Here is a 24,749-nt window from a genome sequence, read left to right as displayed (position 1 = left end):
ATCGGTAATGGCCGTGGGCTCAGGGTTTGTTGTATTTCGACTGCTGCAGCTTGTCGCGAGCAGCAGCGTCATCAAGATTGCTGTTCTCGGTGCTAACACGGGTCGCCTCCTCGCGATGCTGTTGCTGTTGTTGCGCGACGGCGGCGGTTTGCGCCGCCTCTTTCTGCGCGCTTTTGGTATCGGCTTCGGCCTGCTGCTGCACCTTGCCGATCTTTTTGCCGCCGAAATAGCTGGCGCCAAGCGCGGCGATCAGCGCGCCGATGACGGCGAGCCAGTGCCAGCCGCCGCTAAGCAGTGCGGTAAATAAACTCATGATTTTTTCGCCTCAAGCTGCTGCTTCTGCTGCACCAGATTCTTCTGCCGCACAAACTGCGCGATTACGCCCATCGCCACCATAAAGGCGCCGATCAGGCCGAGATAGTTGTGGGGCAGAATGGATTTCACGTCTTCTGGCAGGGTGTTCCAGGCGTCTACCGAGGCGGCGGGAAAAGATTGCACCCAGGCGCTGAGCATCGACCCGAGCGACGCCAGCCAGACCGACCAGGTTTTAAACAGCAGGCGCGCATGCGCCACGAACTCCAGCGTGGTAAAGCGCTGCATAATCAGCAGCACGATCACCACCATCAGCACGGCGATGATAAAAAAGAGCCATCTCATAGCAGCCCCCTGTAGACGTCGTAGGTGCCGCTGCGCATCACTTCGGCATGACGGCGGGCGCGTCCCGGCGTCTGACGCGCCCACAGGCTATTGAGCATGGAGTTGGCCGCGCTGTCGTAATCCTCGGCCGCCACTGCGGTCAGCATGTTTTTAAACAAAGAAAGTCCATCGACGCCGAGCTGATAGGCCATGCTGTAGAGCACATCGCTGCGCGCGTCGTTGCACTTCGCCAGCGCCTGCTGCAGCAGCGGCAGGCCCTGCATCTGCTGGGCTTTGCCTTCGATAATGCACTTCTTCCAGACGTCGCCGACCTGGCGCGGCACGCGAAACACATAGTTATTGAGCGACGCGCCTTTCGGGCCGATGCGTATGCCCCCCGCCACGGTGGGAAACCCCTGCGTGTCGAGATAAGGCGCTTCGACGTAACCCTCTTCAAAATTGAGAATCTCAATAATCTGGCTCATGATCATTCCTCTTTTCCGGGCATGGGAAGATATTCCCAATGCGACAGCGACAGTTAAATCGCACTGATCAGTGCCAGAGATAACACCAGCAAAACTGCAGGCGAAACCAGCAGCGGAACTAAACAGTGCGTTGAGAATTCCCGTCCAGATAAAACGGGAGAAAAGGTGAGATACAGCGGTACAGGCGGATAGAGAGCAGATTTAGCGCACGGCGTAGAGATGCACATGCGGCAAACAGCAGTTGTCGAAACTGGCGGTTTCAGAACGGTTAACGGGCGTCGGGGCAATCGCCCGCTCAACACGCGAGGTCACCGGACGCTGAGCGATGCGCTCGGCGTGACGTAACGGGGGATTTTCGGGTTCGCAGCCCAGCGCCTGATCGATGCTGAGCTTGAGTCGACTGAGCGGCTGGCGCCGCCGATGCCTGCGGGTACGGGCATTACCTACAAAGACGCTTTTGCCATAGTGTATTATCGCCATAACTCCTCCTGTGAATGAGTCTTTGGCGATGGGGTGGCAGGCATGGGTTTTCGGCAAGCCGAACCGTCCCGGATGGCGCGTTTTCCGCTCACGACGCAATGCCCCGGCTGTAATAACAGCCAGGCTAAGCGCGAGTTGGGAGAAAAAGGCGGCATCTGACGACGCTGCATGTGCGCATCCACCCCATCCCAAAGTTCACTGACTTTGGATGGTTTGATTCGCGCTTGTGCAGCGCCTCGATTGTTTAAGAGCGGCTCACTCCGTGAGAGAAGGGCTTCGTTGGTCCACGCTCAAATTATTAACCTGTTCTTATGCTTTATCAAACACCAACAGTTAATTTTTTATTTACCATTGGTTAAATTTTTGAATTCTGCTGAATTATTTTTTTTCAGCAGCTTGCAGCTGAACAGAATTTAGCCAGAGGTTAACCCAGCAGCTGATAGTGCCGCGCCTGGCTCAGAATCACCTTGGCCATCACCTGCATACTGTCGACGTCCTCCCGATTGAGATACCAGGTTTCATAACGCTTATTATCTGAAATAACAGCGATTTTCTTATGCTGAAGCTGCAAACGCTTGAGGTAGAGCTGGTTATCGAGGGTAAAAATATAGATGCCGTCCCCGTCAAAAAACTTCACGCTGATGTCCACGAACAGCTGATCGCGCGGCGCAAAGGTCTCTACCATCGAATCGCTGTTGATCGCTATCAACCGAATATTTTCCGCCGGCCGACCGTTGAACAGCACGCGCGCCTCATCCACGCCATATTCAATGGCATGAATGGTCTCAACAAACTCATCGCGCGCGTGCAATCCCGATGCTGACTTTTGCCCAATATCGAGGCTTTCAATACGGAAGACGTTGCGCTGCGCCTTCAGGCTGTCGATCGACAGCGATTCGGCGGGCTTTTCCATTCCATACTGCAGCCATTCAACCCGTACGCCCAGCAAACGGCTTAGCGCCAGCAAATTATTATCATCAGGCACGGACTGCGCGTTGAACCACTTCCACACGCCCGGCGTCGATATTTTGCACCCCAGCTGCTGTAACGCTTTGGCAACCTGTTTATTTCGTCCATGTCCGACAATTCCCGCACTTTCGCACGCGGCAATCAGCCTGGCAGTAAAAGCTTGTCTCGTACTCTCTTTTTTAACCATTAGTTAATAATCTGCCATAGAGGAGATACTGGATGTTATTTTCATTATTGCTACCAGTTCATTTTATATTACCGTCCGTTTGCTACCCAATTGCTTTTGTAAAGCAACGCTAATTATCATTATCCTCCTCATGCTCTGGGCAACCAGTCTCGATCGCGCCGCGCCCCGTTGCGGCGCGGCTTTCAGGAATGTTCCGTAGAAAAACGGGCAAAAAACAGCCAGCCACTTTGTTGAAAAAAAAGTGGCGTCCAGACGCGTCGAATGTTGCACCTGAAAACTCCAAAATTAACTGGATCGAAAAACAGGGGTTAAAAAAAAGGGCGCCCGCTCTGGACACCCTTTTTGTTAAATAAAGTCGCAATCAGGGGCGCAGCGTATCGTCGCCCCACGCGACCCATTTGTAGGTCGTTAGCGCCTCCAGCCCCATCGGGCCGCGCGCATGCAGCTTTTGCGTGCTCACCGCCACTTCCGCGCCGAGACCGAACTGGCCGCCGTCGGTGAAACGCGTGCTGGCGTTGACGTACACCGCCGAGGAGTCGACCTGTTTCACAAAGCGACTGGCGTTCTGCGTACTGCGCGTCAGGATCGCGTCGGAATGCTGGGTGCCGTGCGTACGGATATGGTCGATGGCCGCGTCCATGTCATCCACCAGCTTCACGTTAAGATCGAGCGACAGCCACTCGTCATCGTAGTCGCCCTGCCTGACTGGCGTCACGCTGGCCGGGCTATCCTGCAGCCGCGCCAGCAGATTTTCGTCGGCGTGCAGCGGGATCCCTTCCTGCGCCATACGCGCCGTAAACGCCGGCAGGAAACGGTCGGCGGCGGCGCGGTGGATCAACAGGGTTTCCAGCGAGTTGCAGGCGCTGGGCCGCTGTTTTTTCGCGTTGACGATCACCTCCAGCGCCGGTGCGACCTCCATGGTTTCATCGAGATAGATATGGCAGACGCCGATGCCGCCGGTGATCACCGGAATGGTGGAGTTTTCGCGGCACAGCTTGTGCAGGCCGGCGCCGCCGCGCGGGATCAGCATATCGACGTAGCGATCGAGCTTCAGCAGCTGATTCACCAGTTCGCGATCCGGATTTTCAATCGCCTGCACCGCCGCCGCCGGCAGCCCAAACGCCTGCAGCGCGTTCTGGATCACGCGTACCGTGGCGGCGTTGGTGCGCCACGTCTCTTTTCCGCCGCGCAGAATCGACGCGTTGCCGGTTTTCAGGCACAGGCTGGCGACATCCACCGTGACGTTAGGGCGCGCTTCGTAGATCACCCCGACCACGCCGAGCGGAACGCGGCGACGTTCGATGCGCAGTCCGCTGTCGAGCAGGCCGCCGTCGATCAGCTGGCCGACCGGATCGGCGAGCTGGCACACTTTGCGCACGTCGTCGGCGATGGCGCTCAGGCGCTGTGGATTGAGCATCAGGCGATCGAGCAGCGCGGCGCTCATGCCGCTGGCGCGCGCATCGGCGAGATCCTGCTCGTTAGCCGCCAGAATCGCCTCGCGCTCCGCGTCGAGACGATCGGCGATCGCCAGCAGCACCTGGTTTTTCTCAGCGGTCGACAGATCGGCCAGCTTATATGCGGCGGCGCGCGCCGCTTTTCCCATTTCTTCAAGCATTTGACCGCTCCTTAACTGACGATCATGTCGTCGCGATGCACGGCCACCGGGCCGTATTCGTAGCCGAGGATCTCCCCGATCTGCTGGCTGTGATGGCCGGCGATGATGCGCAGCGCATCGCTATTGTAGCGGGAGACGCCGTGCGCGATATCGCGGCCCTGCAGGCTGCGAATGCGGATCACCTCGCCGCGCGAAAAGTTGCCGCGCACCTCGCGAATGCCTTTCGGCAGCAGCGAACTGCCGCGTTCCAGCATCGCCGCCAGCGCGCCGTCGTCCACGGTGATCTCACCGGCCGGCGGCGCGCCGAAGATCCAGCGCTTGCGGTTCTCCAGCGGCGACTGCATGGCGTGAAAGCGTGTGCCGACCGGGTTGCCGGCGATCACGTCGGCGATCACGCCGGGACGGCTGCCCGCGGCGATAATGGTGTCGATGCCGGCGCGACAGGCGACGTCCGCCGCCTGCAGCTTGGTGGACATGCCGCCGGTGCCCAGGCCAGAGACGCTGTCGCCCGCCAGCGCGCGCAGCGCGTCGTCGATTTCATGCACGTCGGCGATCAGCTCCGCCTGCGGATTGCTGCGCGGATCGGCCGTATAGAGCCCCTGCTGATCGGTGAGCAGCAGCAGCTTGTCGGCGCCGCCCAGCATCGCTGCCAGCGCCGACAGGTTATCGTTGTCGCCGACTTTAATCTCCGCCGTGGCCACCGCGTCATTTTCGTTAATCACCGGCACGATATGGTTGTCCAGCAGCGCGCGCAGGGTGTCGCGGGCGTTGAGGAAACGCTCGCGATCCTCCATATCCGCGCGGGTCAGCAGCATCTGGCCGATATGGATGCCGTAGATAGAGAACAGCTGCTCCCACAGCTGAATTAAACGGCTCTGCCCCACCGCAGCCAGCAGCTGCTTTGAGGCGATGGTAGGGGGCAGTTCCGGGTAACCCAGGTGCTCGCGCCCGGCGGCCATCGCGCCGGAGGTGACGATCACGATGCGATGGCCGGCCGCGTGCTGCTGCGCGCACTGACGAACCAGTTCCACCATATGCGCCCGATTCAACCGGCGCGAACCGCCGGTAAGGACGCTGGTCCCCAATTTGACCACCAGGGTCTGACTGCCGCTCATATTTCCTGCCGTTTAAGTAAAAAAAGAAAAAAATTTCTGCGAAGGAACTTTTTATCAGGAGTAGGAAGCGAAGCCAACTCTCCGCCGGGGAAAAGCACGAAAAACCCGAGACAAGCGAGTAGACCAAAAGTTCGCATATCACAAGAAATCAGAAAAAATGTCATAAAACGTTCATCTCCAGACGGTAAAACGTCCCCTGTTTTATAAGCCCTTTTCAGGGGCATAACACATTTTACTCATCGGGATTGATAGCAAATGAAGAAAAGTACACTGGCACTCGTCGTCTCTGCTCTGGCGCTGACTTCTGCTGCTCACGCGGCGGAAGTGTATAACAAAGACGGCAATAAGCTGGACTTCTACGGCAAAGTAAAAGCGATGCACTACCTGAGCGACGCGGACAGCCAGGACGGGGATAAGTCCTATGTACGTATCGGCTTCAAAGGCCAGACCCAGATCAACGACCTGATGACCGGTTACGGCCAGTGGGAATATCAGTACAACGTCAATAACTCTGAAGGCGCCGACGCCAATAACGGCAACAAAACCCGTCTGGGCTTTGCCGGTCTGAAGTTTGGTCAGTACGGCTCTGTCGATTACGGCCGCAACTACGGCGTGCTCTATGATGTCGAAGCCTGGACCGACGTCTTCCCGGAATTCGGCGGCGACGGCACCGCGCGTGCGGACAGCTATATGACGCAGCGCGCCACCGGCGTAGCCACCTATCGCAACAACAACTTCTTTGGTCTGGTTGACGGCCTGCGCTTCGCGCTGCAGTACCAGGGCCGCAACGACGCCAACGGCGCCAACTCGCGTACCGACATCAACCGTCAGAACGGCGACGGCTACGGCGCGTCGCTGGGCTACACCATCGCCGATACCGGCATCAGCGTGATGTCGGCAATCACCTCTTCCGACCGCACCAACCAGCAGCAGGCGCGCGTTTACGGTCAGGGCGACCGTGCCGACTCCTGGGGCGCAGGCGTGAAATATGATGCCAACAGCGTCTATCTGGCCGCTATCTATACCGAAACGCGCAATATGACGCCGTTCAGCGGCACCAACCGCGCAACGGGTCTGGCGGCAGCGGGCGCGGCGAACAAAGCGCAGAATATCGAGCTGGTGGCGCAGTATCAGTTTGATTTCGGCCTGCGTCCGTCACTGGGCTACGTGCAGACCAAAGGCAAAGATATCGAAAACGGTATCGGCGATGCGGATCTGGTGAAATATATCGACGTGGGCGCCACCTACTACTTCAACAAAAACATGTCGGCGTTCGTGGATTACAAAATCAACCAGCTGGACGACGACAACCGTCTAAGCCTGAACAACGACGACGTGGTTGCGCTGGGCATGACCTACCAGTTCTAAAAATCTGACGCCGCCGCGACGCGACGCGCGACGGCATCAGTGCTTTCCCCTCAATGTGTCTGATAAACAAGGGCCGCCTCATCAGCGGCCCTTTCTTTTTCTTCTGCGGGCACGGCGCGGGTGGGGCGGCCCGATCGCAAAGTCGCTCAAGGCTTCCCTGCGCGCTCGGCCCGCGACATCCCTGTCGCGGGACGCTTTGCTCTTCGTCCCGCCCCACCCGCGCTTTAACATCCGTGCGGTTTGCCATTCGCACTCAGAACGTCCAGCGTACCCCGGCATTATAACGCCACCCCTTCGCGCCGTTGCCGTCAATCTCCTTGCGGTAGTCCGCTTCGGCGTAGAGCGACACGTCGTTGCGGAAGCGGGTGGTGCCGCCTACCCCGACGTCCCACATCTGCCCGAACCTGCCGCTGTTGAAATCCTGGCTGATGTCGCTCCCCGCCGCGCCGACTTTCACCTTCGATCCGCCGCCCCAGCCGCGAGAGTAGTTGGCGCGCAGATAAGGCGTATATTCGCGCTGCGCGTCATCCTGCCAGGTGCGATCCAGCCGCGCGCCGAGACGGCCGATGGTCTGATCGTCGTCGTCGAACTTCACGGTGGTGCCATCCTTATCGGTAGCGTCGTCGAACTTAAGGCGCATCCAGGTGAGCTGCGCCTGCGGCTCAAGACGCAGGCCGTTGGCAAAAACAAAGGGATATCCCGTTTCCAGCGAGGCGCTCCAGCCGTCGGCCTTCAGCTTCGCCACCTCTTTTTGCCGGGCGATATCGGTGTCGCCGCGGTGCCAACTCCAGCTCAGCGAGCCGTCCAGATAGAAGCCGCTGTCGCGCTGCCAGGTGCCGTAGAACGAGACGCTGTCGCTGTCGAACGTGGTAGCGCTGTAGCCGTCGGCCGCGTGCGGACGAATGCGCGTATTGCCGCGCGTATAGGCGACGCCGCCGCGCAGGCTGTCGCTCGCGCCGTCCAGCTGCAGCAGGTTGCCGCCGAGCTGCACCGCGCTGTAGTCGATATCGGCGTCAAAGCCGTAGTCGCTAAAGTCGCGGTTGCTCTGATATGTCAGATTCGAGCCGAGATAGCGCAGGAACAGCTCGCCGCCCGCGCCGCTGCGCTGGCCGTCGCGCAGTTCGCCGAGACGCTTATGCAGATCGTCGGTAATCGCCTGGGTGTAGTAGGCCAGACCGACCGGCGCGGAGAGATACGAGGGCACCTGCGGCGCCAGCGCCGGACGCGCCGCGCGCGATGCGGCGCGGCCCGCCTGCGGCTGGCACAGCGTACCGTCCTCGCAGACATAGCGGTTAGCAAGCCGGTAGTCCCAGCCCGCGCCGCTGCCGTCGGGCGCAAACGCATATAGCCCATACTGCCAGGGCCCGGCGGCAAGATAGCCGCCCTGCAGCGCGAAGCTGTCGGCGCTGGCGTTGCCGGAAACCTGCGCCAGCGAGACGCCTTCGCGGCCGTCGATCGCGCCGTCGCCGCTGGCGTCGCTCTGCGTCGCGGCGCTGCCTGCGAGAATACGATCGTCAATCAGCGTGGTGCCGGTGACGTCGCCGTTCACCCGCAGCGCATCGCTCTGGCCGCCTGCGCCGCTAAGCCTCGTCGCCAGCCGCAGCGTGCCGCCGAGCGACGCCAGCGTGCCGTCGATGGTCAGCAGATTGTTGCCCGCGCCGCCGTTGCTCAGATCGAGCGTACCGGCGTTGTTCACCACCAGCGAGTCGTCGGTGGCGCCCGCCAGCAGCGGGTTGACGTTATTCCCGGCAAACAGCGTGGAGTCGCGGTCGATATTGATGGTGCTGTGCGCCAGCTTCAGGTTATCGGTCAGCGTCCACTGGGTTTTAGTGAAGTTAAGCGTGCTCCAGCCCGCGCCGAGGTTAACCCCCTTGCTGAGGTCATCGGCGCTGAGGGAGCCGCCGCTGGCGTCGATGTTGCTGAAGCTGAGCGTGCTGCCGACGCCGCCCGCGGTGGTGATATGACGGGTATTCGCCAGGCTGACGTTCTCAATCAGCGCCTGGTTGTTTGCGCCACTGCCCATGGTCAGGCTGCCGTTGAGGGTGCCGCCGGTGACGACAAGCGTATCGCTGCCGTTGCCGGTATCGACCTCGCCGATGACGCTGCCGCCGATAAAGGCGAGCTGGTCATTAGTGGCGCCGCCCGCCACGACAGGCGTGTCCGGATAGGTGGTGCTGATATCGCCCTGGTTGATAAACAGCGTCTGGCCGCCGCGCAGATCGATCACCGGCGCCACGCGACTGTTGGAGAAGATCGATCCGCGGTTAACGACCTCGCTGGCGGTGCGGGTAACAATGGCCGACCCGCCGCTCTCGCTGGTGATGGCGATAAAGCCGTCGGAGAAGACTCGCCCTCTGGTATTAGCGCGGATCGCGTCGCCGCTGCCGCTGACGATAATCTGATAGCCCGGCCCTACCCGCAGATCGTTAGCGGTGGTTGAGCCATCCTCATTCTGGAACAGATAGCCGGTCGCGCTGCCCATCGCCTCTATAAAAGCGCTGCCGCTATAGTCAAACGAGGTGGCGGAGCGGATGCCTGCGCCATCCACGGCGACCATATAGGCGTTGTTCAAGGCTATGTTGGCGGTTTCCGCGCGGTTGTTGATCACGCTACCGCCCCCCTGGGCGCTGAGGATAATGTCGCTCACCTGGAGCCCCGCCGCGCCGCGATCCAGCAGCACCGCATCCGCGCCGCCGTTGGTCCAGATACCGCTGCGGAACAGTTCGTCGCCGTCGATATTGAGCGTGGCGTTTTCGCCGACGCGCGCCCCGGCGATGCCGCCGTCTACCTGCACCGTGCCGTTATAAGGCTGATACAATCCGGCCCCCTGGCTGACGTTGATGCCGATGCCGGATGCGACCCTGATCAGACTTTCGTTGATCGCGCGGCCATTGTTAAATAGCCGCACGCCGGTGCTGTTCTCGCCGGTAAGATTGACGGTGCCGATATTCATCACCGTGGCGCCGCTGCTGGCCTGCAGGCCAGTAATATTTTTGCCGCTGCCGCTGAGTTCGCCATAGCTGAACACCGCACCGTCGCCGTTCTCGCTGATGGCGCCGATACTGTTCTCGCCGTTCAGCACGACATTACTGAGCTCCGCATAGGCGCCGTTATCGGCGCGCAGCGCCACCGCGCCTTTGCCGTTCAGGGTGTAGTTATCGTTGCCGTACATGGTGGTGCCGTAGTCTGAAATATGAATGCCGGTGGTGTCGTCGCCGCTCAGGGTGATGCTGGCCGCCTGCGCGCCGAAAATCGCGCCGTTGGCGAGTCGATAGAGCGTTGACCCACTGGTTGTCACATCCTGGCTGCCGCCCTGGGTATTCAGAATGCCGCCGCCCTCCACCAGCCGGTAGCCGGTCTGGTTAGCGTCGTGGAACACCACTTTGCTCTGCGGGCCAAGCGTAATCCAGCCGCCGTAGAGCGCCTCGCCCGCCAGCGCGTTCTCGCCGTAGAGGTTAATCGTGCCGTTCTGCTCGATGCGCGCCCCATCGCCCACCGCATACAGTCCGGTGGTAGGGAAAAAGCCGTCCGCGCTGCCTGCCGTCACGTTCAGCGTGCCGCTGCTGGTAATGGTGCTGTTTCCCGGATCGGCAAAGACGTAGCCCGATGCAAAGAGCGCCACCGCGCCGTCGCTGACGCTAATGGTGCCGCTGCTGGTCGCCTGGCCGCCGACCAGCGCCTGGATGCCGTAGCTCTGTTCGCCGCGCAGGCTGATGTCGCCGGTGTTGGTCAGCGCGCCGCCGTACTGGGCGATCAAACCGACCTGCAGGCCGCTCTGACCGTTGATATTCGCGTGGTTGACCAGCGTCGAGGCGAAAGGCTGGTCGAAGCTGTTGGTGATGTAGCGCGTCAGGTTGTAGTAGTTGCCGTCCACCACCGCCGCCGTCGCGCCGCCGACGTTGAGGTTAAGCTGCGTCGCCGCATCGATGGTGCCCTGCGCGCCGCCCTCGATGCGCAGGCCGGTCGAGGTGTTGCCGATATTAAACGTCGCGCCGTGGGTGTTGACCACCGAACCCTCGCCCACCGCTTCGATGCCGGTGGAGAACGCCGCGCCCGGCGCGATGGTCAGCCCGGCGCCGTCGAAGTCCGCGCCGTCCTGATAGCGAAAAATGGTGGCGTACCAGTCGTCAGGGCCGGTGGCATAGTTGCCCGCCTGCGGCAGATTGATGTGCGCATTCGGTCCGATGGCGAGGAAACCCATCTGATACTCTCCGCTGCCGCCGAGCTGCGGCACCGCATCGGCGGTGAGATCGACCGTGGCGTCTCCCTCGGCGCGAATGCCGACCGCGCCGTAGCCCTGCAGAGCGATCGGTCCGCTCAGCGTGGCGGAGGCGTCGCCGCTGCCCTGCCCGTTGACCCAGACCGCCGTGTTGAAGCTGCCGTTCAGGGTATCGGCGCGGCCGGTGACGTTGATCGCCCCGCTGGAAAAGGCGCTGGCGCGCTCGCCGTCGCTGGCGATGACCTTGATGCCGGTGCCGCCGTCGCCGTTAAGGTTGATGGTGCCGTTGTTGCCCACCAGTCCGCCGCTGCCGGAATCGATCGCCAGCAGGCCGATGCTTTCCGCCGGGCGAAACTGCGCGCGGCCGTTGAGATCGATGGTGCCGTTGTTGAGCGCAATCGCCTCCGGGCCGCTTTCGACGCGCATGGCGGCGGCATTTTGCACCAGTCTGCCGAGCACGATGCGCCCGTCGTTGATCGCGGTGGAGTTAAACCGCTGCGAAATGGCGCTGACGCCGCCGCTCTGGTTAATCGCCACCTCCTCCACGATGTCGCTTTTCGCGTTCTGCGGCGCGCGGCCGACATAGATCACGCCGCCCGCGGTGTTAATAAAGCTGGCGCCGCTGGTGTCGAGCAAGACGCCCGCGCTGCTGTGGCTGCCGCTCGACGCCGCCACGCCGAGGTTAATCGCGCCGTTATTGATCCCTTGGGCGTCGCTTAGCCGCAGCGCGCTGCCCGGTTGCGTGGTGGCGTAATTAAGCACGCCGTTGTTGACGAAACGGCTGCCGCCGGTCGCCAGCACCGCGGTGCCGCTGTAGCCGAGCGTCGCCGCATCCACGCCGCTGCCGTCTGCGTTGTTGAAGAAGCCGCCGTTGATGACGCCGTTATTGACGCCGCTGGCGCCCGCCAGCCGCAGCGCGGTGTTGTCATGGGCCGCCGATCCGCTGGCGGCCAGCTTGCCGTCAATGGTGGCCTTCGCGCCGTTGGTGGCGCGCACCGCGCCGCCGTCGGAGTCGACCACCTCCAGCGTGGCGCCCTTCTGCACCGAGACGCTGGCGCCAGGGCCGTCGGCGCTCAGCACCGAGCGCTCGCCCACCGGCAGCGTCACCTCGTCGTTGTATTCATCGGCGTCGATCACATAGGCGATGGGCGCGCTGTAGAGCGACAGCGCCTTATTGAATTCGCCGTTGTAGCTGCCGGCGCTGAGGTTGCCGCTCTGCAGCTGCTCAATCAGCCAGTCGTTGTACTGCCGCAGATCGCTCAGGCTGGCGACGTTGAATTCGCGGCTGTTGCCGTCCAGCGTGGTGACGCTGAAGGGACCGCTGTACTGGGCGACGTTATCTACCCACCAGGCCAGGTTGGAAGTGTATTCGGTATAGGATCCGGTAAAGGCGATGCGGTTAGCCGACTGCCAGTTCATCGCCCCGCTGCCGCTGGCGGTAAACAGCTGGCTCTGCTTCGCCGCCATGCTCCAGCCGTTGGTGGCGGCGGTGGTGGCCGCGCCGTCGACGCCGATATCGACGTTAATGGTGCCGTTGCTCACCTGCGCCACGCGGGCATCGATATACTGCTGTCCGTTGACGTTGTAGTAGTTGGGTAATTCGCTGGCGGGCGTGACCGAGGCGAGCGCGCTGATATTCGCCGAATTAAACACCGGCAGCGGATTATTGCCGCTGCCGTTGCCGTCAGGCACGTTAATCAGATAATCCTGCGCGCCGAACGTCAGGCGATCCGCGCCGATAACATTGTCATCGGAAATAATTCTGCCGCCTGATAATAATTCGCCGACGGTAATGGGGCGGCCGCCATCCTCGCCCGGCTGAAAGCGCTGAATACCGCTCAGGGTTTGCGTCGAGCCATTACAGACACAAAATACGCCTGCCTTATTGTCATTTAATAACGGGGAAAAAGGTTTTAACGTAGCGGCCTGACTACCGGTAATCGGAAAAAGCAGCCCGGGCGCAGCGGCCAGGCTTAATAACAGCGGATTTAATTTAAACAAAGGGTTTTCCTCCAGAGAGACAGCACAGGACCACCCAGACTTTTAGGTGTCCGGGTTGGCATTCTTTTTTTGCCGATAACAAACGGAGAAAAGCCGCGACAGTTGCAGTCGCGCTGGCGGGTATCACACCATTTCGTCAGGAAAACGTCTACAAATCGTCAGTGCGATCCCCCTCAATAAAATGAGAATAAGAATTATGCCGTGCCGCACTCTGATTTATCTGGATCTGCTATTTCGGCTGGCAACGTTGATTATCCTGCTTTTATAAAGCAGGTTTAGTTAATATCCATAATCAAATAAGCAGCGGAAATGTTTTTTGTCTGAATGGGAAAATTAAATAAAAGCGGGAGTAAAAGAGGTAAAAACTGACGCGTCAGGAAATAGCAATAAAGAGGAGGAAATATAAACGCAGCGCAAGCGCAGCAATAATGCAGAACAGGCATAGCCGAAGCGAATCGAACTATGCCTGCCATTCAGGGTTCAGAATTAAGCGCTGAGATCGACCGGCTCTTTAAAGCCGCTGGCGGGCGCCAGCCCCAGATTCAGCTCCTGCAACATCGCTTTCAGCCGGGTATGGAAGTTACGCAGCGTCTCTTCCACCTTCTGATTGTTCTCTTTTCCCTTGATGTTCGCCACGGACCAGTCGCCGTCTTTATCGAACAGGCCAATATGATAAACGTAGGTAAAATGGTCTTGCTGCGCGTCCAGCTCCATCCACCAGCCCCAGAACTCACGGCTTTCCGGCGCGGGTTTGACATTGACGCAGGCGGCCAGGCAGTCGAAAAAGAACCGCGTTTCTTCACATTTCCCTTCGCGGATATACGGTCCCAGCTCGGTGAAGCGCTTAAGCAGGCGACTACGGGGATGACCACTCGGTAACGTCATGCTAATTCTCCATAAGTTTGACCGTTAGTATTAAAGCAAACCGCTGTGAATTTGCCAGCTACTGTTGTAACCGCTTTGCCAGCCAGTCGCAAACCTCATTCAGCGCGCGCTCGAAATTCGCCAGCGCCGGCCTGACGGCGATCGGCAGCAGTTTGCCGTCGGCGGAGGAGCTGGCGATCAGCCGCGCGTCCTCTTCCGGGCCGAAGGGATCGTCCGGCCAGTAGCCCGCCAGCATCGGCGTCGGGGTGCGGCGGCCCAGCAGCCCCTGCACTTTGAGCGAGTAGCGATTCAGCTCGGTGCGCAGCGCGCTGTCGCTGGTAAAGGCCATGCCGAGGCGGCTGGCGAGCATATCCATATACATATCCGGGATGGCGTCCTGCTGCTGCGCGCTGGTCAGCAGGCTGTGCACCATCGGCCCGAGCGTCGCGACGGCGCGCAGGCGCGGCGCTTCCAGATAGGCGAGCCGCACCGCGACGTTGGCGCCGAAGCGATAGCCGAACGCCGCCACGCGCCGGTGATCGATCCAGGGCACGTTCGCCAGATCGCGCAACACCTGCTGATGCAGGAAGCTGGTGTCCTGGTTGAGCCGCCACTTCACGGAGAAGCCCACCGACGGCATATCCAGCGTCAGCATGGCGATGCCGCGCGGCGCCAGATAGTCATGGAACAGGCGATAGTGATCGCTTTGCAGCGAGTCGAGGCCGCCGCACAGCAGCACGGTGGGATACGGCGCCGAGACGTTGGGCGGCATATGCAGAAAGCCGGTGATCGGGCTGCCGCCCTCGATATTAAAGCTCAGCGCCCTGAGTTCGCCGGGCAGTCGACGCGTCGCCTCTTCGTAGGCGCGATTCGCCAGCGTCTGCGCCTGATCCGCCAGCTCGTCGCCTTTGATATAGGGATAGGCGGCCATGCTAAAGAGGTGCGAAGCGCGCAGCCAGTATTCGCCAGCCAGGCTGTCGTCGCGCTCTTCCTGCGCGCGCGCCTGCCAGCGGCCCGCCTGCTTCGACCACTCAAACGCCCAGTTGCCGCTGCGAAAACCGATCACGGTGTCGAGCAGCGCGTCGTCGGTATGGCGCTGGTCGCTGTTGGCGATACGCGCCAGCACTTCGATGATCTCCTGCGGCGGCACGCCGCGCCACGTCCACATCAGTTTGTTGAGCATGCGATACCAGCCGTGCTGGCTGCTGCCGTCCAGCGTCGCTTCGACGTCTACCTGGGCGTGATGCTGGCGATGCACCAGCGAGGAGGTTTCGGGGTAGTTGTAGTGCGGCTTAAATAGCTCTTCGCTGAGATTTTTGCTCGACATGCTCGGTTCTCCTGACGGCTCTGGCAGAGGCTAAGTGTACTGCAGGGTCAGGGGCGGCGCGAGGTGCAAAAGAGCGCAGGACGCGTTGCGGGCAGGCCATGCTACCCGCCGTCTATCGGATGCCGGCGGCAGAAAGCACAACGCCCGGCAAGCCGGGCGCTGTTAACACGAAACGATCAGGCGCCTTTAACGATAGGCGGAATGTAAACCACGCCCATGTCCCACGGCTGCTCGATCCAGGTGTTCTGCGGGATATCCACCACGTAGTCGTCCACCAGCGGGCGGCCTGCCGGCTTAGCGAAGATAGTGACGAAATGCGCTTTAGGATACATCTCGCGGATCGCCTGCGCGGTGCCGCCGGTGTCCACCAGGTCGTCGATGACGATAAAGCCTTCGCCGTCGCCTTCCGCGCGCTTAAGCACGGTCATCTCGCGCTGATGGTCGTGGTCGTAGCTGGAGATGCAGACGGTGTCGACATAGCGAATGCCGAGCTCGCGCGCCAGCAGAGAAGCCGGCACCAGGCCGCCGCGGCTGACCGCGATAATGCCCTTCCACTGTTCGACAGGCAGCAGGCGCTGAGCCAGTTTGCGGGCATGAATCTGCAGCATGTCCCAGGTAACGACGTATTTTTCACTCATGAATAGCGATCCCAGCCAGTTTAATCGGCTTAAAAATGTGCAACGGGAAAAAGGTTGCGCGAGATTATAAGGATCCTCAGCGCTAAAAACCAGCATCCGAACCACTGGTTGCGGCTTTTTAGCGCGCCTGAGTACGCACCCGGCGATAACAGTGATATTCTCAGCCCCATCACGTCAGATTCGCTGACGGCGACCATTCACTGGAAACTCGCGCACACCGGCCTGGCCGGCGCACTGACACAGGAGACCTGTCGTGTCTGAATTGTCTCAGCTTTCTCCCCAACCGCTGTGGGATATCTTCGCCAAAATCTGCTCCATTCCGCACCCCTCTTTTCATGAAGAAGCGCTGGCCACCTATATTGTCGGCTGGGCGAAAGAGCAAGGTTTTTGGGTCGAGCGCGACGCGGTCGGCAATATCCTGATCCGCAAACCGGCAACCGCCGGGATGGAAAACCGCACGCCGGTGGCGCTGCAGGCTCACCTCGATATGGTGCCGCAGAAAAACAACGACACCGCCCATGACTTCACTAAAGATCCGATTCAGCCCTATATTGATGGCGAATGGGTGAAGGCGCGCGGCACCACGCTGGGCGCCGACAACGGCATCGGCATGGCGTCCGCGCTGGCGGTGCTGGCCGACAGCAGCCTGACTCACGGCCCGCTGGAAGTGCTGCTCACCATGACCGAAGAGACCGGCATGGACGGCGCCTTCGGTCTGCAGCCGAACTGGCTGCAGGCTGAGATCCTGATCAACACCGACTCGGAAGAGGAAGGCGAGATCTACATGGGCTGCGCCGGCGGCATCGACTTTATCACTACCCTGCCGCTGACGCGCGAAGCGGTTCCGGCTGATTTCGACACCCTGAAGCTGACCCTGAAAGGGCTGCGCGGCGGCCACTCCGGCGCGGATATCCATATGGGTCTCGGCAATGCCAACAAGCTGCTGGCGCGATTCCTCGCCGCGCACGCCGCCGAGCTCGACCTGCGTCTGATTGACTTTACCGGCGGCACGCTGCGCAACGCTATCCCGCGCGAGGCCTTCGCTACGCTGGCGGTCGAGAGCCATAAGGTCGACGCGCTGAAATCAGCCGCGGCGCACTTCCTGCTGGCGCTGCAAAACGAGCACGGCGTGAACGAGAAGAACATCAACGTCGTTACCGAGCCGCTGGCGCATCAGGGCGAGGCGCTGAGCGCAGAGAGCCGCGACCGTTTCCTGAACCTGCTGAACAGCACGCCGAACGGCGTTATCCGCAACTCCGACGTGGCGAAAGGCGTGGTGGAAACCTCGCTGAACGTCGGCGTGGTCACCATGGATCATGACAAGGCGGAGATTAACTGCCTGATCCGTTCGCTGATCGACACCGGCCGCGACTACGTGGTGCAGATGCTGACCTCCCTCGGCCAGCTGGCTGGCGCGCAGACTAAACCGAAAGGCGGCTATCCGGGCTGGCAGCCTGACGCCAACTCGCCGATTATGGCGCTGACCCGTCAGACCTATATCGCGCTGTTCGACAAAACGCCGAACATTCAGGTGATCCACGCCGGTCTCGAGTGCGGTCTGTTCAAGAAGCCTTACCCGAACATGGATATGGTTTCTATCGGCCCGACCATCACCGGTCCGCACTCGCCGGACGAGCAGGTGCATATTGAGAGCGTTGGCCTTTACTGGAAACTGCTCACTACTCTGCTGAATGTGATTCCAGAAAAGTAAGCGCGTCATGTTTTGATAAACCAGGCTTCGGTCTGGTTTAGGAATGTTGCTCTGCGCTAACGCGGATGGCATGGCCCGATCGCAAAGTCGCAAAACGCCATCCCTGGCAGCTCGGCCCGCGCAGTCCCTTGCGCGGGACGCTTTGCTCTTCGGTCCATGTCATCCGCGTAGTGAGTTTATCAGCTGCATGCAACCAGGCTTCGGCCTGGTTTTTTTATGCCCGCGCGCCGCGCCAGCATAAAACACCACTTCTCTTTCCTTCCCTGTTGTAAAACACCAGCGTTATCGGGCGTGCCAGCTTTAGCCGCCAAACTATCCAGATGTCTGGATGGCTAATAAGATTTCGTGCTAGCTTATGCGCTTTCGGCTGTTGCCGCGCCTGAAACTTCAGGAAAAAATTGCGGCCAGCCAGTAACAGGGGAGCTTCAGCTAATGAGTGCCTTAAACCGCCTTGAGATGCGTAATATCTCACTCGCATTCGGCGGATTCGCCGCGCTGACGCAGGTGGATTTCGTCGCGGAAGGCCACTCGGTGCATGCGCTGACCGGCGCTAACGGCGCGGGCAAATCGACGCTGATGGCGGTGCTGTCCGGCGCGCACGGCCACTACAGCGGCGAAATCCGGCTGGACGGCGCGCCGGTGTCGATACGCAGCCCGCGCGACGCGAAACGACTCGGCATTCACCTGGTGCAGCAGGAGGTGGACGTGGCGCTGGTGCCTCAGCTCAGCGTGGCGGAAAACATCCTGCTGGATCGGCTGGCCGAACCGGGACACGGTTTTCGCTGGCGCGCTATTCGCCGCCAGGCACGCGCCCTGCTGGCGCAGCTCGAGGCGAATATCGACGTGAACCAACTGGTGGAGCGCTGCACCCTGGCGGAGAAGCAGCAGATTTTGCTGGCGCGCGCGCTGTCGCACCATTGCCGCTTTCTGATCCTCGACGAACCGACCGCCCCGCTCGACCAGCACGAAAGCGAGCGGCTCTTCGCCGTGGTGCGCCGCCTGCAAAACAGCGGCATCGGCGTGGTGTTTATCTCGCACCGCATTCATGAGCTGAAGGCGATCTGCGACCGTCTGACGGTGCTGCGCGACGGCCGCCTGATCGAGAGCGGCCCGATGGCCGCGCTCAGCGGCGAGCAGATCGTCGAGAAGATGCTCGGCCATCAGCTGACCGATATCTATCCGCCGCGCCGTCCCGCCAGCGCGCAGCCGCTGCTGCTGGCGGTAGAGGGGCTGCACGACGATCGGCTGCTGCAGGATATTTCGCTGCGGCTGCACCAGGGCGAGATCCTCGGCATCGCCGGGCTGGCGGGCGCGGGCAAAACCGAGCTGTGCAAAGCGCTGTTCGGCGCCAGCAAAAGCCGCGTAACGCGCGGCGAGCTGCACGGCAAGCCGTGGCGGCCGCGCTCGCCGCACGATTCGGTGAGCCGGCGCATGGCGCTGGTGCCGGAAGAGCGGCGCAAAGAGGGCATTTTTATCGACGAGCCGGTGGCGATGAACCTCAGCGTCAGCGCCGACAGCAGCTTTTCGCGCTGGAGCCTGTTCGGCCATCGCCAGGCGTGGCGCTGGGCGGAAGCGGTGATCCAGCGTCTGAACGTGCGCACCACCGGTCCGGGGCAGCCGCTGCGCCGCCTCTCCGGCGGCAACCAGCAGAAGATTGCCATCGGCAAGTGGCTGCGCAGCCACGCCGACGTGCTGATTTTCGATGAGCCGACCAAAGGCGTCGATATCAAGGCGAAAACCGAACTGTTCCGCTTAATTAGCGGTCTGGCTCAGGAAGGCAAAGGTGTGATTTACGCCTCCGGCGAATTTTCCGAGCTGGTTGGGCTGTGCGACCGAATTTGCGTGCTCTGGGACGGGCGCATCGTGGCCGAGCTGGACGGGCGCGCGGCCACCGAAGAGACGCTTCTGCTTTATTCCACTGGAGGAACCCCTGCGTGAGCAGCAAAGAGATTACCCTGACCGCGGCGACGCCGCTGCGCCATCGACTGTTCGACTTCCTCTATAAGTGGGGCATGCTGATCACGGTCGCCCTGCTGATTGCCGGCTTCGGCATCGCCTCCGACAGTTTTCTGGAACCCAACAACATCATCAATATTCTGCGTTCCATCGCCATCGTGACGGTGATCGCCGTGGGCGTCTCGGTGTCGCTGACCGTCGGCGGCTTCGATCTGTCGGTCGGCTCCACCGCCTCGCTGGCCAACGCGCTGGTGATCTCGCTGTTCGTCTGGTACGGCATGAACAGCGTCGAGGCGATTGCGCTGACCCTGGCGCTCTGTACGCTGATCGGCCTGTTCAACGCCTTTCTGATCGTGATTTTGTGCATTCCCGATATGCTGGCGACGCTCGCCACGCTGTTTATTATCCAGGGCGTAGCGATGACCTATAGCTTCGGCGGTTCGATCACGGAAAACATGGTGATGCCGAGCGGCGATATGGCGGAAGGCGCTATTCCGGCGGGCTTCGGCCTGCTCGGCCAGGTGCCGGTGATCGTCATTATTATGCTGGTGGTGACGGCGGCGGCGCAGCTGGCGCTGTCGCTCACCACGCACGGCCGCCGCATGTATGCGCTGGGCGGCAACCCGGAAGCGGCGCGCCTCTCCGGCATCCGCACCACGCGCTATCGCGTGCTGGCCTATGTGATCGCCTCGCTGCTGGCGGGCCTGGGCGGCATTCTGCTGGCGTCGCGCATCGGTTCGTCGCAGGTCAACGCTGGCGGCGGCTACCTGATGGACGCCGTGGCGGCCGCCTGGATCGGGCTGTCGCTGGCGGGCGCCGGCAAGCCTAACGCGCTCGGCACGCTGGTAGGTGCGGTGCTGCTCGGCGTGCTGCAAAACGGGCTGGTGATGCTTTCCGTTCCCTATTACGCCATGGACATTATTAAAGGACTGGTGCTGGCTCTGGCACTGGCGATGACCTACGTTCAGCGCCGCTAACGCTGATTAACCTGGAAAAAGACAATGAAAAAAATAACGCTCTCTCTGCTGGCCGTCAGCCTGATCGCCGCCAGCGCCGTCGCCGATACGGTCGCTCCCGTGCCTGCTCCCATCGCCAGTCACGAAGGACCGGTGCGCATCGCGGTGATCCGTAACCTGGGCTCCGACGACAACACCACGCAGTTTGTCGCCGGCGCCATTCAGGAAGGCCGCAAGCTGGGCTTTAAGGTCAGCACCTTTCTCAGCAACGGCGACGACGCGCGTTTCCAGGACTTCGTTAATCAGGCGATCAGCCAGAAGTATGACGGCATTATTCTGTCACACGGCAAAGCGCCCTACGCCAGCGGTCTGGTGAAGCGCGTCGCCGACGCGGGCATCAAAGTGTCGGTGTTCGACACGCCGGTCGATACGCCGATCCCCGGCGTGACCGTCACCGCGCAGGATGACGCCTCGCTGGCGCAGTCGTCGCTCGGCCAGCTGATCAAGGATTTCAACGGCAAGGCCAATATCGTCAAGCTGTGGGTGGCCGGTTTCCCGGCAATGGAGCGCCGTCAGGTGGTGTATGAGAAGCTGCTGAAGGAGAATCCAGGCATTCATCAGCTGGAGTCGATCGGCGCGGTCTCCTCCGACGTGCAGGGCGATACCGCCAATAAGATCGGCGCGATTCTGGCGAAGTATCCGAAAGGAAAGATCGACGCGATCTGGGGCGCGTGGGACGCCTTTAGCCAGGGCGCCTATAAGGCGCTGCAGGAGAACGGCCGCACCGAGATCAAGCTCTACAGCATCGACGTCTCTAACCAGGATCTGCAGCTGATGCGCGAGAAGAATAGTCCCTGGGTGCAGACCGTGGCGGTCGATCCGAAAACCATCGGGGCGGTGAATATGCGCCTGGTGGCGAATAAGATCGCCGGCGAAGCCACGCCCGCCAGCTACGATTTCAAAGGCGCCTCAATCTCTCAGCAGCAGCTGAACAGCCAGCAGGGCGCGATTAACGTGGCGTCGCTGAACAAGATCGTCCCCGGCTGGGGCGGCAATAACGATTTCGTCGCGCCGTGGTTCGCGACGCTGGAAGCGAAATACAAAAAGTAAAACAGAAAGCGGCCTGAGGGCTGCTTGAGATTACTGAAAAAGCGCTGATGTGGATGACATGGCTCGATCGCAAAGACGCAAAAAGCGTCATCCCTGACAGCTCGACCCGCGCAGTCCCTTGCGCGGGACGCTTTGCTCTTCGATCCATGTCATCCACATTTTAAGTTTGTTAGCCGTCTGAGGGCCGCTTTTTTACTCTATTACGCCGCCAATCTTCAGCGTCGCGGCGATATTGCGCGCCGCCAGCCGCAGATTGGTTTCGGCATTCGTCAACGCCTCCTCCAGCGTACAGATGCTGTAGAGCACGCTGAATACCGCGTCCAGACCGTGCTGATGCACCACGCCGACATCCGCCGTCAGGCTGCCGGCAATACCGATTACCGGCTTATTAAACCGTTTCGCCACCTGCGCCACGCCAATCGGCACCTTGCCGTTGATGCTCTGGCTGTCGATGCGCCCTTCGCCGGTAATCACCAGCGAAGCGTCTTTGACCAGCTCCGCCAGCCCGAGCGCCTCGGTGACAATTTCGATGCCGCGTCGCAGATCCGCCTGGCAGAAGGCGTGCAGCGCCGCGCCCATGCCGCCCGCCGCGCCGCCGCCGGGAATATGCAGCACGTCGATATCGAGATCGCGCTGAATAATCGCCGCATAGTGCGCCAGCGCGCTGTCCAGCTGCTTCACCAGCTGCGGCGTCGCACCTTTCTGCGGGCCGAAGATAGCCGACGCGCCGTCGCGGCCGGTCAGCGGATTAGTCACGTCGCACGCCACTTCGAAACGGCACTGCCGCACGCGCGCGTCCAGTCCGCTGATATCAATTTTTGCCAGCCCCGGCAGCGCGCCGCCGCCGAAGCCGATCTCGTTCTGCTGTTCGTCCAGCAGCCGCGCGCCCAGCGCCTGCATCATGCCCGCGCCGCCGTCGTTGGTGGCGCTGCCGCCGATGCCGATAATGATATGCCCGACGCCCTTGTCCAGCGCGCTCTTGATCAGCTCGCCGGTGCCGAACGAAGTGGTGGTCAGGGGATCGCGCTGCGCGGCGGGCACCAGCTCCAGCCCGCTGGCGGCCGCCATTTCGATAAAGGCGGTGCGTGCGTCGCCGGAGAGGCCGTAGAAGGCGTCTACCGGCGCACCGAGCGGTCCGGTTACGCGCAGGTTAACGATACTCCCCGCCGTCGCCGCCACCATCGCCTCAACCGTGCCTTCGCCGCCGTCGGCAACCGGTATCTTCACGTAAGTGGCGTCAGGAAAAATCTCGCGGAAGCCCGCTTCAATCGCGGTTGCCACGCCTGAGGCGGATAAACTCTCTTTGTATGAATCCGGTGCGATTACGATTTTCATAGGCAATCCAGGCGCTGTTGATAGACGATTCATCATCCGTGATGGCGTAGTGCGGCGGCCGCGCCGGCCGCCGCGACGCGTTAACGGGTTATCTCAACTTTGGCTAATTTTTCATAATAGCAGGCGAGCGCGCTATGGTCGGCGTTGCCCTGGCCATCGTTGCGCAGCGCCTGCATCATCTCCATCACCGCGGCGGTGAGCGGAAGATGCGCGCCGATGCCGTGCGAGGTATCGAGCGCGTTGGCCAGATCCTTGATATGCAGGTCGATGCGGAAGCCCGGCTTGAAGTTGCGATCCAGCACCATCGGCGCTTTGGCGTCGAGCACGGTGCTGCCCGCCAGCCCGCCGCGGATCGCCTGATAGACCAGCTCGGGATTGACCCCCGCCTTGGTCGCCAGCGACAGCGCTTCCGACATTGCGGCGATATTGAGCGCCACGATCACCTGGTTCGCCAGCTTGGTGACGTTGCCCGCGCCGATATCGCCGGTGTGCACCACCGATCCCGCCATCGCCTTCATGATGTCGTAGCAGCGATCGAAGATCTCTTTGTCGCCGCCCACCATCACGGAAAGCGTTCCTTCGATCGCTTTCGGCTCGCCGCCGCTCACCGGCGCATCGAGCATTTTGATGCCTTTCTCCGCCAGCGCGTCATGTACTTCGCGGCTGGCGAGCGGCGCGATAGAACTCATATCGATGACGATCAGGCCCGGCTTCGCGCCGTCGATAATGCCGTTCTCGCCCAGGCAAACCTCTTTCACCTGCGGCGAGTTGGGCACCATGGTGATCACCACGTCAACCTGCTCCGCCACCTCTTTCGGCGATTTGGCTACGGTGGCGCCCAGCGCGCTTAATTCCGCTTCGTTGCTGGCGTTGTGATCGCGCACGACCAGAGAATAACCGGCTTTCACCAGGTTTTTACTCATCGGTTTGCCCATGATGCCGAGGCCGATAAATCCAATTTTCATTGCCTTTCCCCTTCGTCAGTTACTTCTTAAATTTGTCGCACAGCGCCTGAGTCGCGTTGCGGAAGACCCCTAAGTCGCTGCCCACTGCCACGAAGCTGGCGCCCCATTCCAGATAGCGACGCGCGTCCGCTTCGACCGGCGCGAGGATGCCGCTCGGCTTGCCCGCCGCTTTGGCGCGCTCGAAAACATGCTTAATGACCTTCAGCACCTCGGGGTGCGCAGGCTGGCCGAGATAGCCGAGCGCGGCGGAGAGATCGCCCGGCCCGACGAAGATGCCGTCGACGCCCTCTACCGCGGCGATGGCGTCAATATTGTCGACCGCCTGCTGGGTTTCAATCTGCACCAGCACCGTAATGTTGTCGTTCACCGTGGCGTTGTAATCGGGCAGCGTGCCGTACATATTGCTGCGGTGCGACACCGAGACGCCGCGAATGCCGGCGGGTGGATAGCGGGTCGAGGCCACGGCGCGCAGCGCCTCCTCTTCCGTTTCCACAAACGGGATCAGGAAGTTGTAGAAGCCGATATCCAGCAGGCGCTTGATGATCACCGGTTCGTTGCAGGGCGGACGCACCACCGGCGCGCTGACGCTGCCCTTGAGCGCCATCAGCTGCGGCACGAAGGTGGTAATGTCGTTGGGCGCATGTTCGCCGTCCAGCACCAGCCAGTCGAAACCGGCCAGGCCGAGCACTTCGGTGGTAATAGGGTTCGCCAGCGCGCACCAGCTGCCGATCAGGGTTTCTCCTGCCAGCAGACGACGGCGAAATGCGTTCGGCCAGGCTGTGTTACTCATCATCTCTTCTCCCGTTACAACC

19 protein-coding genes are annotated in these 24,749 nt (G+C 61.2%); 5 read left to right on the top strand and 14 right to left on the bottom strand.

Annotated features, from left to right (window positions below; genetic code table 11):
- Nucleotides 1-19: 19 nt before the first annotated feature.
- From B3229_RS06860 to proB, 7 genes are all read right to left on the bottom strand, one after another.
- The gene (locus tag B3229_RS06860) at nucleotides 20-313 is read right to left on the bottom strand and encodes a hypothetical protein (RefSeq protein WP_048785587.1); all 294 of its coding nucleotides are present in this window, start codon (nucleotides 311-313) and stop codon (nucleotides 20-22) included.
- Nucleotides 310-657, bottom strand: coding sequence for a hypothetical protein (locus B3229_RS06855; protein WP_048785589.1), 348 nt, complete (start codon nucleotides 655-657; stop codon nucleotides 310-312). Before B3229_RS06855 ends, B3229_RS06860 begins: the two co-directional genes overlap by 4 nt.
- The gene (locus B3229_RS06850) at nucleotides 654-1,121 is read right to left on the bottom strand and encodes a glycoside hydrolase family protein (RefSeq protein ID WP_048785617.1); all 468 of its coding nucleotides are present in this window, start codon (nucleotides 1,119-1,121) and stop codon (nucleotides 654-656) included. The genes B3229_RS06855 and B3229_RS06850 overlap by 4 nt, the downstream gene beginning before the upstream one ends.
- A gap of 201 nt (nucleotides 1,122-1,322) precedes the next feature.
- Nucleotides 1,323-1,601 carry a hypothetical protein gene (locus B3229_RS06845; protein WP_033752796.1) on the bottom strand — a complete coding sequence of 93 codons (279 nt, stop codon included), beginning with the start codon at nucleotides 1,599-1,601 and terminating at the stop codon, nucleotides 1,323-1,325.
- A 424-nt stretch (nucleotides 1,602-2,025) separates the two neighbouring features.
- On the bottom strand, nucleotides 2,026-2,757 hold the full coding sequence (locus tag B3229_RS06840) for an XRE family transcriptional regulator (RefSeq protein WP_048785591.1): 732 nt from the start codon (nucleotides 2,755-2,757) through the stop codon (nucleotides 2,026-2,028).
- A 361-nt stretch (nucleotides 2,758-3,118) separates the two neighbouring features.
- A complete protein-coding gene (gene proA / locus B3229_RS06835) occupies nucleotides 3,119-4,372 on the bottom strand; it encodes a glutamate-5-semialdehyde dehydrogenase (RefSeq protein ID WP_048785593.1) in 1,254 nt (417 codons plus the stop codon).
- 11 nt (nucleotides 4,373-4,383) lie between these two features.
- A complete protein-coding gene (proB, locus tag B3229_RS06830) occupies nucleotides 4,384-5,487 on the bottom strand; it encodes a glutamate 5-kinase (protein WP_048785595.1) in 1,104 nt (367 codons plus the stop codon).
- Between the two features lie 255 nt (nucleotides 5,488-5,742).
- On the opposite strand from proB, the gene ompC reads away from it, so the two are divergent.
- Nucleotides 5,743-6,855: a porin OmpC gene (ompC, locus tag B3229_RS06825; protein ID WP_286870184.1), complete on the top strand. Its 1,113-nt coding sequence runs from the start codon at nucleotides 5,743-5,745 to the stop codon at nucleotides 6,853-6,855.
- Nucleotides 6,856-7,108: 253 nt separating this feature from the next.
- On the opposite strand, the gene B3229_RS06820 is transcribed toward ompC, so the two are convergent.
- From B3229_RS06820 to gpt, 4 genes are all read right to left on the bottom strand, one after another.
- Nucleotides 7,109-13,075, bottom strand: a complete 5,967-nt coding sequence (locus tag B3229_RS06820) for an autotransporter outer membrane beta-barrel domain-containing protein (RefSeq protein ID WP_286870183.1) — start codon at nucleotides 13,073-13,075, stop codon at nucleotides 7,109-7,111.
- Nucleotides 13,076-13,561: 486 nt separating this feature from the next.
- Nucleotides 13,562-13,960, bottom strand: coding sequence for a sigma factor-binding protein Crl (gene crl, locus B3229_RS06815; RefSeq protein WP_286870182.1), 399 nt, complete (start codon nucleotides 13,958-13,960; stop codon nucleotides 13,562-13,564).
- Between the two features lie 58 nt (nucleotides 13,961-14,018).
- Nucleotides 14,019-15,266 (bottom strand): esterase FrsA, encoded by a 1,248-nt coding sequence (frsA, locus tag B3229_RS06810; RefSeq protein ID WP_286870181.1) that lies wholly within the window; start codon nucleotides 15,264-15,266, stop codon nucleotides 14,019-14,021.
- A gap of 176 nt (nucleotides 15,267-15,442) precedes the next feature.
- Nucleotides 15,443-15,904 (bottom strand): xanthine phosphoribosyltransferase, encoded by a 462-nt coding sequence (gpt, locus tag B3229_RS06805; RefSeq protein ID WP_033752804.1) that lies wholly within the window; start codon nucleotides 15,902-15,904, stop codon nucleotides 15,443-15,445.
- 253 nt (nucleotides 15,905-16,157) lie between these two features.
- Here gpt and pepD point away from each other — a divergent pair, with 253 nt between their 5' ends.
- The 4 genes from pepD to B3229_RS06785 all read left to right on the top strand — a co-directional run bounded on the left by pepD (nucleotide 16,158) and on the right by B3229_RS06785 (nucleotide 21,637).
- Entirely contained in the window at nucleotides 16,158-17,615 is a 1,458-nt protein-coding gene (gene pepD / locus B3229_RS06800) for a beta-Ala-His dipeptidase (RefSeq protein WP_286870180.1), read from the top strand.
- A 432-nt stretch (nucleotides 17,616-18,047) separates the two neighbouring features.
- Nucleotides 18,048-19,553: a sugar ABC transporter ATP-binding protein gene (locus B3229_RS06795; protein WP_048785606.1), complete on the top strand. Its 1,506-nt coding sequence runs from the start codon at nucleotides 18,048-18,050 to the stop codon at nucleotides 19,551-19,553.
- Nucleotides 19,550-20,548, top strand: coding sequence for an ABC transporter permease (locus B3229_RS06790; RefSeq protein WP_286870179.1), 999 nt, complete (start codon nucleotides 19,550-19,552; stop codon nucleotides 20,546-20,548). Before B3229_RS06795 ends, B3229_RS06790 begins: the two co-directional genes overlap by 4 nt.
- A 24-nt stretch (nucleotides 20,549-20,572) precedes the next feature.
- Complete coding sequence (locus B3229_RS06785; RefSeq protein WP_286870178.1) at nucleotides 20,573-21,637, top strand: sugar ABC transporter substrate-binding protein; 1,065 nt, start codon at nucleotides 20,573-20,575, stop codon at nucleotides 21,635-21,637.
- Between the two features lie 192 nt (nucleotides 21,638-21,829).
- Here the strand turns inward: B3229_RS06785 and B3229_RS06780 are convergent, their stop codons facing one another.
- The 3 genes from B3229_RS06780 to garL form a co-directional block, all read right to left on the bottom strand.
- Nucleotides 21,830-22,972, bottom strand: a complete 1,143-nt coding sequence (locus B3229_RS06780) for a glycerate kinase (protein WP_286870177.1) — start codon at nucleotides 22,970-22,972, stop codon at nucleotides 21,830-21,832.
- Nucleotides 22,973-23,052: 80 nt separating this feature from the next.
- The gene (gene garR / locus B3229_RS06775; RefSeq protein WP_286870176.1) at nucleotides 23,053-23,937 is read right to left on the bottom strand and encodes a 2-hydroxy-3-oxopropionate reductase; all 885 of its coding nucleotides are present in this window, start codon (nucleotides 23,935-23,937) and stop codon (nucleotides 23,053-23,055) included.
- Between the two features lie 19 nt (nucleotides 23,938-23,956).
- Nucleotides 23,957-24,727 carry a 2-dehydro-3-deoxyglucarate aldolase gene (garL, locus tag B3229_RS06770; RefSeq protein ID WP_033752898.1) on the bottom strand — a complete coding sequence of 257 codons (771 nt, stop codon included), beginning with the start codon at nucleotides 24,725-24,727 and terminating at the stop codon, nucleotides 23,957-23,959.
- Nucleotides 24,728-24,749: the final 22 nt, after the last annotated feature.

The sequence above is a fragment of the Pantoea sp. UBA5035 genome, from assembly GCF_002415245.1.
Lineage (GTDB): Bacteria > Pseudomonadota > Gammaproteobacteria > Enterobacterales > Enterobacteriaceae > Pantoea > Pantoea septica.
Note: the sequence above shows the minus strand (reverse complement) of the source record. Positions and strands in the feature narration are given on the sequence as shown.